At 72.8% G+C, this 11,284-nt stretch carries 11 protein-coding genes and 1 pseudogene; 5 read left to right on the top strand and 7 right to left on the bottom strand.

Annotated elements, in window-relative coordinates:
* Positions 1-320, bottom strand: a 320-nt coding sequence (locus GTW67_RS03315; RefSeq protein WP_161163283.1) for a mycothiol transferase, incomplete at its 3' end; no start/stop codon positions are given.
* Between the two features lie 23 nt (positions 321-343).
* Complete coding sequence (locus tag GTW67_RS03310) at positions 344-1,345, bottom strand: SdiA-regulated/phytase-like domain-containing protein (protein WP_202436769.1); 1,002 nt, start codon at positions 1,343-1,345, stop codon at positions 344-346.
* 177 nt (positions 1,346-1,522) lie between these two features.
* Between GTW67_RS03310 and GTW67_RS03305 the strand changes: the two genes are divergently transcribed.
* Positions 1,523-2,944 (top strand): cellulase family glycosylhydrolase, encoded by a 1,422-nt coding sequence (locus tag GTW67_RS03305; RefSeq protein WP_161163282.1) that lies wholly within the window; start codon positions 1,523-1,525, stop codon positions 2,942-2,944.
* Positions 2,945-3,023: 79 nt separating this feature from the next.
* Positions 3,024-4,538, top strand: a complete 1,515-nt coding sequence (locus GTW67_RS03300) for a ricin-type beta-trefoil lectin domain protein (protein WP_346010547.1) — start codon at positions 3,024-3,026, stop codon at positions 4,536-4,538.
* Here the strand turns inward: GTW67_RS03300 and GTW67_RS03295 are convergent.
* Positions 4,535-5,530, bottom strand: a complete 996-nt coding sequence (locus tag GTW67_RS03295; protein ID WP_161163280.1) for a helix-turn-helix transcriptional regulator — start codon at positions 5,528-5,530, stop codon at positions 4,535-4,537. The two genes, GTW67_RS03300 and GTW67_RS03295, sit on opposite strands and share 4 nt — an antisense overlap.
* A gap of 128 nt (positions 5,531-5,658) precedes the next feature.
* On the opposite strand from GTW67_RS03295, the gene GTW67_RS03290 reads away from it, so the two are divergent.
* Together GTW67_RS03290 and GTW67_RS03285 are read left to right on the top strand one after the other, a co-directional pair.
* A complete protein-coding gene (locus tag GTW67_RS03290; RefSeq protein ID WP_161163279.1) occupies positions 5,659-6,060 on the top strand; it encodes a RidA family protein in 402 nt (133 codons plus the stop codon).
* A gap of 103 nt (positions 6,061-6,163) precedes the next feature.
* Positions 6,164-6,505, top strand: coding sequence for a hypothetical protein (locus GTW67_RS03285; protein ID WP_161163278.1), 342 nt, complete (start codon positions 6,164-6,166; stop codon positions 6,503-6,505).
* Positions 6,506-6,516: 11 nt separating this feature from the next.
* Here GTW67_RS03285 and GTW67_RS03280 read toward each other — a convergent pair whose 3' ends face one another.
* Both GTW67_RS03280 and GTW67_RS03275 read right to left on the bottom strand, forming a co-directional pair.
* Positions 6,517-6,897: a VOC family protein gene (locus GTW67_RS03280; protein ID WP_161163277.1), complete on the bottom strand. Its 381-nt coding sequence runs from the start codon at positions 6,895-6,897 to the stop codon at positions 6,517-6,519.
* 137 nt (positions 6,898-7,034) lie between these two features.
* Positions 7,035-7,937 (bottom strand): helix-turn-helix domain-containing protein, encoded by a 903-nt coding sequence (locus tag GTW67_RS03275; RefSeq protein WP_161163276.1) that lies wholly within the window; start codon positions 7,935-7,937, stop codon positions 7,035-7,037.
* Between the two features lie 468 nt (positions 7,938-8,405).
* Between GTW67_RS03275 and GTW67_RS03270 the strand changes: the two genes are divergently transcribed.
* Positions 8,406-9,698 (top strand): MFS transporter, encoded by a 1,293-nt coding sequence (locus GTW67_RS03270; protein ID WP_161163284.1) that lies wholly within the window; start codon positions 8,406-8,408, stop codon positions 9,696-9,698.
* Positions 9,699-9,743: 45 nt separating this feature from the next.
* Here the strand turns inward: GTW67_RS03270 and GTW67_RS03265 are convergent, their stop codons facing one another.
* Together GTW67_RS03265 and GTW67_RS03260 are read right to left on the bottom strand one after the other, a co-directional pair.
* Positions 9,744-10,511, bottom strand: a complete 768-nt coding sequence (locus GTW67_RS03265) for a methyltransferase domain-containing protein (RefSeq protein ID WP_161163275.1) — start codon at positions 10,509-10,511, stop codon at positions 9,744-9,746.
* 38 nt (positions 10,512-10,549) lie between these two features.
* Positions 10,550-11,278, bottom strand: a pseudogene (locus tag GTW67_RS03260) (FAD-dependent oxidoreductase); the annotation flags it as partial.
* Between the last annotated feature and the right edge of the window lie 6 nt (positions 11,279-11,284).

Here is an 11,284-nt window from a genome sequence, read left to right as displayed (position 1 = left end):
TGGTAGGCGTCCTGGACCGACGCGATCGTGTCGTCGTCGCCGAGGACGAACGACTCGTCGGGCGTGTCCGGAATCCCGATCTCGCTGCGGGGCCGGCACGTGATCGCCTCGTCGAACCAGACCTTCTCGACGAACGTCGTGTGCTTGACGAGGCCCAGCAGGGTGGTCCTGGAGGTGACCAGCGACCGGCGTGCCTGCTCCTCCGTCAGTCCGTTCAGGCTGTCGTGCAGCGCGCCCCGGTGCTCGTCGAGGAACGTCTCGAACTGGTTCCGGAGCGCTGCGTGGAAGGCGGTGGGTTCTGTGGTCGGGTGGGAGGCCATGACCGCAACAATAGGCGGCACGGTCAGTCGCAGACGCGGGCGGTCGTCACCGCGCCGCCGGCGTTCTCGTCGTCCGTGCCGAGGACCGCGACGCCGGAGCCGGGCACGCAGTCCACGGCCTCGACCTTGTGGTCCGTGAACTTCCGCAGCACCTCGGGGTGCTTGGCCACCCTCAGCCGCACCCGGCCCGACCGGTCGAGCTGGACGGAGCCCGCGTCGCTCACCGCCGAGGCGAACGGCCCGTCGTCCCCCTGGTCCGAGGCCGAAGCGACCAGCAGGCGGCCCGAGTCGGTGACGGTCAGGTCGGAGGCGTGCCGGACCGCGCCCGTGGGATACGGCGCACGGTAGACGGCCTTCGTCACGGCGCCGAACGTCGACTCCCCGTACTCGTTGAACGACAGCGGCGCCGCGTACAGCGTCGCCGGCCGGCCGGCGCCGTCGCCCCGGTCCGCCCAGACCGCCGCCGTCCTGCCGTGCTGCGAAACGAGCGTGAAACTCTCGAAGTTGTCGCCCTGACCGATCGCCGGGAGCGGCGAGAGGTCGCGGACCTCGACCGCCTTCCCGTCCTCGGTGCTCTTCAGGTGGTAGACGAGGCCCCGGCTGGCCACGGCGAGGTACTCGTCGGAGGTGCCCGGCACGGCCTCCAGCGCCTCCAGGTCGATCGGCTCGGCACCGCCCCTCCACTCCAGCGGCCGCACGCCCGTCGCGTGTGCCGACCCGCCGGTCCCGTAGGTGAGCCGGGCGATGCGGTTCTCTCCGGGGCGCTTGTTGTCGAGGGCGATCAGCGCGCGGTAGGTGCCGCCCGAGCGCGAGGTGACGGCGAGCCCACTGATGCCGCTCTTGATGTCGTTCCCGACCCGCTGCCAACCGGAAGCCGAAGTCGAAGCCGAAGTCGAAACCGACGCCGGTACCGCAGCTGCCGTGGTGGCACCGGGCCGGGCCGCGGTCACGCCCGTCGAGGCGGCGACGGCGGCTCCCGCACCGAGCAGGGCGATGGCGGACAGGACGGCCTTACGTATGTGCATGGAGCTCCCCCTGAGGAGTGACGCGCGTAGATGAACCGGCTCGCCGGGAACGTAACGGTCCTGGCGCCCCCTCGGCAAGAGGTGCGCGCACAAGACCGGTCCGCACTCTTGAACAATGCTCAGCTTTCCTGATGTGATCTGCCGCACTGCCGACCGACCGACCGTGCCGGAGGTCCCATGTACCGCCGTCTGCTCGCCGCGCTCGTCTGCACCGTCCTGCTGTCCACCGGAACCGCCCACGCCAGGGCCGCCGTCGGGGACCACCGCGATCCGGCCGCCGGCATCCCCCGGCTCACGGACGACCGGGGCCGGGGCCGCGTGCTGACCCTGCGCGGCTGGAACGTCGAGGACAAGGCCCACCGCGGCGAGGCCGCCCTGTCCGCGATCAGCGAGCGGCACTTCCGGGACCTGCGGGCCCAGGGGTTCAACTTCGCGCGCCTGCTGGTCTTCTGGGACGACCTCGAACCCCGGCGAGGCCGTTACAGCGAGGCGTACCTGCGGAAGATCGAACGCATCCTGGACTGGGCGCACAAGTACCGCGTCCAGGTGCTGATCGACGCGCACCAGGACGTCTTCGGGCCCGCGTTCGGGCACCGCGGCATCCCCGAATGGGCGACGAGGACCGACGGGCTGCCGTTCACCGCGCACCCCGACGACTGGTTCGCCGAGTACTTCGAACCGGCCGTGCAGCGCGCCTTCACCCACCTCTACGAGGACCCGGACCTGCGGCGCGCCCAGGCGGACATGTGGCGGGTGCTGGCCGCACGCTTCGGGGACCATCCGGCCGTCCTCGGCTACGACCTGATCAACGAGCCGATGGGCGAGATCGCCCAGGACGAGGATCTGCCGACGGCCGCCCGGCGCATCGAGCGCGATCAGCTCACTCCCCTGTACAACCGCCTCTCGGACGCGGTCCGTTCCGTCGACCACGACTCCTGGATCTTCTTCGAACCGACTCCCATCGTGGGGGAGGGCGTCCCCACCGGACTGGGCCGCGTCGACGATCCCAGGGCCGTCTACGCGCCGCACTTCTACGACACGGCGATGGAGGCGGGCGCCGACTACGACCCTTCGGCCGGCTGGATCGAGGCGTACGAGGCGGCGGTCACCGTCTATCCGCGCCAGTACCGGGTCCCCGTCGTGGTGGGGGAGTGGGGCCCGCTCAACAACTCCCTGCCGAACATGGGGCGTTTCTACCGTGACGCTCTGTCGTCGCTGAACCGCTACAGCTCCGGCTGGGCCGGCTACGTCTGGTGCTACGGCGGCGGGTACTGCGCCGTGGACGCCCGGGGGCGCTTCCAGGCCAACAAGGAGCGGACCGCGGCGCCGTACGCCCCGGCGGTCGCCGGCCGGATCACCGCCGAGGCGTACGACCCGGACAGCGGCGCCTTCCGGCTCTCGTACCGGGCCGGGAAGGGTGTCACCGAGATCTCCGTGCCGCCCCGTGCGGGCGGCTGGCGCATCCGGCTGACCGGGGCCGCCCGGACCGCCACCTCCGTGCTGCCCGGGGGCCGTTCGGCCGTCGCGCGCGTGACGGCGCGGCCCGGCGCGCACGTCACCGTCGTCGTCACTCCCCGCGTCACTCTCCGTAAAAGTTGAACAGTTGTCTTGTTTCATGCGTTCCCACGATGGCTACCGACCGGTACAACCCCTGGTAACCCCACCACCAGGAGGTGCAGTGAAGGGCACACGGCTCAGACACCACTGGCTGACGACGGCCGCCGCGGCGCTGGCGGTGGCCTGCGGAAGCATCACCGCCGCCACCCCCGCGCAGGCCGCCGAGTCCGTCTCCTCCGTCCCGCTCTCCCCCGAACTGGAGGCCGTCCGCGCCGCCGAGGCGACCAAGCTCTACGGAAGCCCGGCGGAACGGCCTCTCGACGACCGCAGGTCCAGCCTGATCTCGCTCGGCGACAGCGAGATCTCGGGCGAGGGCACCGGTACCTACGAACCCGGCACCAACGGCCCCGACAACTGGTGCCACCGCTCGCCGGACGCCGCCATCCACCGCACCGGCATCCCCGCCGACCTCACGTTCAACGTGTCGTGCTCCGGCGCGTACACCGGGAACATCCGCATCGGCGGCTCGAAGCAGTACGCCGACGAACTGGTGCAGAGCGACAGCCTCGCGATCAAGGCGCGCAACACCCGCGTCAAGATGGTGGTGCTGGTCGCCGGAGCCAACGACGACCTCCAGTTCGCCCCCGTGATGACCGACTGCGTCACGCGCTACCTGCTCCTCCAGGGGCCCTGTGCCTCCAAGTACACCCCCGGCTGGCAGGCCCGCGTCGACGCCCTGGCGCCCAAGGTCGAGCAGACCGTGCGCGACCTGAAGACCGTGATGAGGGACGCGGGTTACGCCGACGGCGACTACAAGCTCGTCGTCATGGGCTACCCCAGCCCCATCGGCCCCGACTTCCGCGACAACCCGGACTTCGCCGGCAAGCTCGCCTGCGGCGGCCTGGGCTACGACTCCGACACCGCCTGGGGCCGCGACAGCGCCGTCCCCGCCTTCGAACGCGGCATGCGCAAGGCCGCCGCCGACACCGGCGCGGTCTACCTCGACAACTCCCGGCTCTTCCACGGCCATGAGGTCTGCATGGAGGACACCTGGGCCAGGGGCGCCTACATCGACCTCACCAAGCCCGGCACGCCGGACGAGAACTCCCTGCGCCAGTCCTTCCACCCCAACCAGCGCGGCCACGCCGCCTTCGCCTCCTGCCTCACGCAGCTGTACGACTCCGGTGCCAGGGAGGCGAGTTGCGCGGACGTCGACTCGTCCGGGAAGCCGGCCCTCGTCCCGTACGCCTGGGACACGGTGTACCGGCCGCTGACGAACCGGGCGACCGGCACCTGCCTGGACGCCGACGCCGCCCAGAGTGCCAACGGCACCCGTGTCCTCGGCTGGGAGTGCCACGGCGGCCGCAACCAGGGCTGGTGGTACGACCCGGCACGCGGCACCGTCCACACCGAGCTGACACAGGACCGCTGTCTGGACGTCCCCGACACCACGTATCCGGCCGGCACGGGCCTGGTCCTGTGGAACTGCCACGGCGGCACCCACCAGAAGTTCGTCCGTGACGGGAGCACGATTCGGCCCACGGCCGCGCGGGGACTCTGCCTCACCCTCGCCGGCCCGCGCGAGCCGCTGCGCATCCAGAAGTGCGACGGTTCGGCGAACCAGGCCTTCGCCTAGGGGGCACCACGCTCAGCGCCGGGCGCGGTGGCCTCGTAGCGGGTGGCCATCGCGGCGGCTCGGTCGCGAAGGGCGGTGCGCAGGGACGCCGGGGCCAAGGCCTCGGCGTCCGTGCCGAGCTGCCACAGCGCCCACACGGCGTGCCGCAGGTCCTGGAACGTCACCTCCAGCCGCAGCCGTCCGTCCGCGTCGGGTTGCGCGGCGCGGACGGACGTCACGGTGCTCAGCAGTTCCTCCCGCCTCTCCGGGGCCACTCGGAGGAGCACGGCGATGTGGTCCTCGGACAGGAACCGCGCGCAGCGCTCCCGCCAGGCGCGGTCCAGGTCGACCGCGTCCGGTCGCTGTGCCGGTTCGGCCAGTTCTTCGGCGGCCAGCACCCGCGACAGCCGGTAGGTGCGCTCCGCGCCGGATCTCAGGGCCAGCAGATAGCCCCGGTCGCGCACCGTGACCAGGCCGATCGGGTCCACCGTCCGCCACCGGGGCGCCTGGTCCGTGGCCGCGTAGTGGATGCGGAGCCTGTGTCCGGCGAGCACCGAGCGCCGGATCTCGGTCATCGTCGCGCCGGGCACCTCTTCGGAGGCCCGCCGGCGTGAGAGCAGGTCCGTCTCCGGCTCGACGAGAAACCGTTGAGCCGCGTCGCTCACCGTGACCTGGTGGTTCTCGGGCAACGCGTCGACCACCTTGCGTCTGGCCGAGACGAGCGCCGAGCCGAGGCCGAACCCCGGCTCACCCCGCCCGGGCCCGGCAGTCAGCAGGGCAAGGGCCTCGTCCTGGTTCAGCCCGGTGAGCTCGGTGCGGAACGAGGGCAGCAACGCGAACCCGCCGTGCCGGCCGCGTTCGGCGTAGACCGGGACGCCGGCCGCCGACAGTGCCTCGATGTCGCGCAGCACGGTGCGGGTGGACACCTCGAGCTCGCGGGCCAGTGCGTCCGCGGTGAGCCGGCCGCGCCGGCGCAGCAGCAGTACCAGCGAGACCAGCCGATCGGCGCGCATGCGAGGACCGTACCGAATACATGACCAAGGGTGTCATCTTTTCCTGGAAGCCTCGTGGGCACGGCGACATCGACGGCGACCGACGCCTCGACGGACGCCCATATCCCAACGCATCGCATGGAGTTGACATGACAGTGGAACGTACGGCGGTCAATCCGGTGACCTGGTCCGTGGCCATGGGCTTCCACCAGGGGGAGGTCGTCTCCGGACACACCCGGACCCTGTACTGCTCCGGCCAGACCGCGACGAGCGGCGAGGGCGAGCCGCTGCACGACGGTGACATGGCCGCCCAGCTGGCACTGAGCCTCGACAACCTGGAAGCCGTGCTCAAGGAGGCCGACATGTCCCTAGCGAACCTCGTCCGGCTCAACGTCTACACGACCGACGTCGACCTGCTGTTCCCGCACTACGGTGTGCTGGCGTCGAGACTGGGCGCCGCCGGGGTGGCACCGGCCACCACGATGCTCGGGGTGACGCGGCTGGCGCTCCCCGGCCAGCTGGTCGAGCTGGAGGGGACCGCCGTCGCCTGACCCGGCCTCACCGGACACAGCCGGCGCCGCTCGGGCGGGGGCGACGTGCCGCGCACGTCGCCCCCGTGAGGCGCCAGGCGGCCGTTCGCGGTAGAACGGGGCGATGACGAGCTCACCGACGCCGGGGGACGAGCCGGACACCTTTCTGGCCCTGTGCGGTCACACGCACCTGTTCCCGGGCGCCCGTTGCCGCGTCCGGGGACTCCCCGACCCGCACGGCTTCGCCGCGGACCCGAGCCCGGTCGACCTGGTCCTGCGCTTCTCGGACGACGTGGTCACCGACGCGGAGCTGCGCGCCGACGGACCGGCGGGCCCCGTGCTCACCGTCCCGGCGTACACCACCGGCGCCGGCACTCCCCTCGACGGCCGCCGCTGGCTGGTCCGGGAGTTCGTCCGTACGGGAGACGAGGTCGAGCTGGTGATCGGGGCCCGTGCCTCGGACTGAGGCCGGGCTGGCTAGAGGGGCGCGAGGCGGGCCCTGAGCAGGCAGAACTCATTGCCCTCGGGGTCGGCCAGCACGTGCCACTGCTCCTCGCCCGTTTGACCGATGTCGGCCGGACGCGCGCCCAGCTTCAGGAGGCGTTCGAGCTCGGCGTCCTGGTCGCGGTCGGTCGCGTTGACGTCGATGTGCAGCCGCGACTTCCCCTTCTCCGGCTCGTCCCGGCGGCTCAGGATGATCGTCGGCTGCGGACCGCCGAAGCCCTCGCGCGGCCCGATCTCCAGCATCTCGTCGCCCTCGCGGTCCAGCACCACGAAGTCCAGGACCTCGCACCAGAACCGCGCCAGCGACTCCGGGTCGCGGCAACCGAGTACGAGTTCACTGATACGACACGCCATCACGCAACCTGCTTTCAGCCGGGTGACTGCCGGGACGGCGGCACACGAAGCCCACGCCTCCCAGCAGGGAAAACTTCCGTGACCGTACCTGACGAGCGCCGCCGGGCGAAGTCATTTCCGGCCGGTCGCCGCCCCTGTCACCCGGGGGATCCCACGGCGACCTCCACTCCGGCCGGGCGAGCCGGCCGCTGCCGTGCCGGATCCAGGGCGAGCATGTTCGTCTCGTCCGGCGTCCCGGGAGCGGCCTGGTAGACCACCATCCGCTGGCCGCCCGTCCGGGCCAGCTGCATCACCTCGTAGGTCAGGGTCATCGCTCCTGCCTTCGGATGCCGGAAGGTCTTCTGCCCGCCGCCCCGTTCGCAGACGTCGTACCGCTCCCAGAGCGTCGCGAACTCGGGTGACTTCAGCACCAGTTCGCCGACCAGCGTGGTGAGTTCGGGATCGTCCGGGGCGGCTCCGGCCACGGCCCGCAGATGGGCGACCGAGCGGGCGACGGTCTCCTCCCAGGGGTCGTAGAGGGTCCGGCCGACCGGGTGGAGGAAGAGATACCGCGTCAGATTGCGCTGGTCCTCCGGCCAGTCCCAGAGCCCCGGCAGCAGTCGCCGCCCGGGCGGGTTCGCCGCGAGCACACGGTTGTAGCGGCTCACCACATAGGCGGGCAGCGGACGCACCGACTCCAGCATGCGCAGGACAGAGTCACGGACGACGTGGTCGGAGGACGCGGGCAGTTCGGAGGGCCGGCCGGAGGCCAGCTCCGCCAGCTCGTGCAGACGCTCGTAGCCGTCACCGCGCAGCCTCAGCGCCCGGCCGAGGGCGTCCACGACCGCGGGGGAGGGGTTGGTCTCCCGGCCGCGCTCCAGACGGATGTAGTAGTCGACGCTCACCCCCGCGAGCGCGGCGAGTTCCTCGCGGCGCAGCCCGGGCGTACGGCGAAGTCCCGCGCCCGCCGGCAGCCCGACGTCCTGCGGACGTACCTGCGCCCTGCGCGCCTTCAGGTACCGGCCGAGTTCGGTGCCGCGCGCATCCCCTGTTGCAGCCATCCGGTCATTGTGGCAGGTGGGCGGGGCGCGTGAGGGGCCGTGTCAGGACCTGGAACGCGGCACCCCGGGTACGGCGCGGTCTGCCGCACCGGACCGTCGCCGGGCAGAGTCGGTACCGGAGCGGGCGGCCCGGCCGCCGGGGCCCAGGGGGTGCGTGACACCGGTCCGCGGCCCGGCGCCCCAAGGCCGCCCGCCCACCCGCTCCCCGTTCCCGGGGAGCTGATCCGTCGCCAGCCACAGGAGTCCGCCGTGCCCACCACCTCGTCGCCGTCCGCCGCCTCCGCCGCCTCCGCCGTCTCCGCCGTCTCCGCCGCGGACACCGCACCCGGCGCCGCTCGCCGGCCCCCGCTGAGCGCACTCCGGAGACGGCGACAAGGCAGGAGCGGGCCGGCCCAGGCGCCCGTGGACGACGCCGTCGCGCCGAGGCGGAACCCGACGGCGCTCGTCGCGGGGCTGCTCGGCTTCACGGTGATCACCGTCGACGTCTCGGCCGTCAACATCGCGCTGCCCGCGATCCAGCACTCCCTCAGCGGAGGAATGGCCGGACTCCAGTGGGTGGTCGACGCCTACACCCTGATGTTCGCGGCCCTGATGCTCTCCGCCGGTGCCTTCGCCGACCGGGTCGGCGCCCGCCGCGCCTATGGCTGGGGCGTCGCCCTCTTCACCCTCGCCTCCCTCGGCTGCGCCCTCGCGCCCGGCATCGGGGTGCTGATCGGCGCCCGCGTGCTCCAGGGCATCGCGGCCGCGGTGGTGATGCCGGCCTCGCTCGCGCTGATCCGCCACGCCTACGAGGACGCCCGGGCGCGGGCCCGCGCCATCGCGCTGTGGACGGTCGGCGGGTCGGTGGCGATGGCCGCGGGCCCGGTGCTGGGCGGGCTGCTCACCGACGGCGCCGGCTGGCGGTCGGTGTTCCTGCTCAACCTGCCGGTCGGTGCGGTCATCCTCGGCCTGCTGGTGCGGGTGGAGCGCTCCCCGCGGCGGCCCACCGCGCTGGACGGCGCCGGCCAGCTCACCGCCGTGGTGGCGCTGGCCGCCCTGGTCTTCGCCGCGATCGAGGGCGGCCACCTGGGCTGGACCAGCGGGCCGGTACTGGCCGCCGCCGGGCTCGCCGTCGTCTCCGCGTACGCCTTCTACCGGGTGGAGGCCCGGCACGACCGTCCCATGGTCCCGCTGAGCATGCTGCGCGACCGCCGGGTGGCGCCCGCCCTGGCGGTCGGCTTCGCCCTCAACGCCGCCTTCTACGGCGGCATCTTCGTCCTGGGGCTGTACTACCAGCAGCTGCGCGGCATGTCGGGGATCGCGGCCGGGCTGATGTTCGTCCCGATGTCGGCGCTGGTGACGGCCACCAACCTGGTGTCACCGCGGCTGGCGGAGCGGATCGGCCGGCGCGCGGTCATCGTCACGGGTCAGGTGGTGTTCGGCGCCGCCATGGTCACCATGCTGCCGCTGGCCGCGCACACCCCGCTGTGGCTGGTGGTGATCCTGCTGGTGCCGCTGAGCGTGGGCGGGGCCCTCGCGGTGCCGGCGCTGACCGCGCTGCTGATGGAGGCCGTGCCGGCCCGGCGCGCGGGGATCGCGTCGGGGCTGCTCAACGCCTCCCGCCAGGCCGGCGGCGCGCTCGCCGTCGCCCTGTTCGGCAGCCTGCTCGCCGATGCCCACGGAGGTTTCTCCCTGCCGGGCATGCGTCTGGGCCTCCTGGCCGTCGCCGCTGCCCTCCTGGCCACCGCCGGTCTCGCCCGGTTCCTGCTCCCGCGCGGCTGACGGCCCCGGGCGTGCGTGTCCCGGCCCCTGCTTCGGGGGCCGGGATCAGTCCGCGGCGCGTCGACGCGCGAGGTGCACGGTGAGGTCGGCGGTCATGTCGACCCGGTCCGGCAGCACCCGCAGGATCCGGTGGAAGACCTGCTCCCGCTCCGGCGCCGGCAGGACGAGGTAGGCCGAGACGGTCGAGAGATGGCTGACGTAGTCGGCGGCGCTCATCGTCGAGCGCCGCGCGAGCACCGACTGGCGGACGTCGGTGAACCACTCCGACCGCTGGAGCTCCGTGCCCGGCCACTGCATGTCGTGCTCGGGCGGTGTGCCGTCCGGTGAGGGGATCTCGTCGCTCCCCAGGAACGGCGCCCGCGCCGCGCGGACCGCCTGCGCCACGGCCGGGTCGGCCAGGCGGAACGGCCCGCCGAACGAGGCGAAGACCCCGCCCGCCTCTAGCAGCGCGGCCACCCGCGGCCACCGGCCCTCAGGTTCGGTCCAGTGCAGCGCCGCCGCCGCGTAGACCAGCCCGTACCGCACGGCCGGCCGCAGCTCCTCGAACGCGGCCCGCACCGTCCTGACGCTCGCCGGTACGTGTCTGCGCAGCTCGGCGAGCATCGCCTCGTCCGGCTCGGTCGCGGTGACGGCGACTCCCCGCCGGGCGAACAGGCGGGTCGCCTTGCCGGTCCCCGCACCTATCTCCAGGGCGGTCCGCACCGGACGGCCCGCGTACGCGGTCACGGTGTCGAACAGCTCCGCGGGATACCCCGGCCGGAACCGTTCGTACACTTCCGCGACCGCTCCGAAGCTCAGCGCGCGACCAGCCATGCCGGGCATCGTAATCGCCGTACGGACGAGGCCGGGTGTCAGCCGGCTGCCGGGCCGGCGGTGAAGAACTCGGCCATCCGTTCCAGACCGTGCTCGCCGAACATGGTCCGCAGGCTGGTGGCGGACTCCTCGGCGGAGGCCTCGCTGCGCGGGAAGAGCGCGGTCTCGTACGCGGTCAGGGCGGCCTCGGTGTCGTCGGGATGGGCGGCGATCGCCAGGGCGAGTTCGGCGCCGTCGAGCATGGCCAGGTTGGCGCCTTCCCCGGCGAACGGGGACATCAGGTGGGCGGCGTCACCGAGCAGCGTCACACCCGGGGTCCGCTCCCACCGGTGCCCGACGGGCAGGGCGTGGATGCGGCGCCCGACGAGCGTGTCCGCGTCGGCGACCAGGGCCCGCAGGTCCTCGTGCCAGCCCTCGAAGTGGGCGAGGACCGCGGCCTTGGCGGCAGGGGTGTCCGTGAAGTCGACGGTGTCGAGCCAGCCTTCGCCGGTCTCCAGCGCGGTGTAGACGTGGAGGCTTCCGTCGGTCTCCCGGTGGGCGAGGAAGCCGCGCCCGGTGCCGAGGGACAGGAAGAATCCGCCGCCGACGAGGGCCGCGCCGCGCGGGTGGCGTGCGTCGGCGTCGTGCAGATCGGTCTCCACGAAGGAGATGCCGGTGTAGGCGGGCCTGGCGTCCGAGACCAGCGTCCGGACCCGGGACCAGGCCCCGTCGGCGCCGATCAGGAGGCCGGTGGTGACGGCCGAGCCGTCGGCGAAGGTCACCTCGTGGCTTCA

The sequence above is a fragment of the Streptomyces sp. SID5910 genome, assembly GCF_009862125.1.
GTDB lineage: Bacteria > Actinomycetota > Actinomycetes > Streptomycetales > Streptomycetaceae > Streptomyces.
This window is presented reverse-complemented; position numbering and strand designations above follow the sequence as displayed.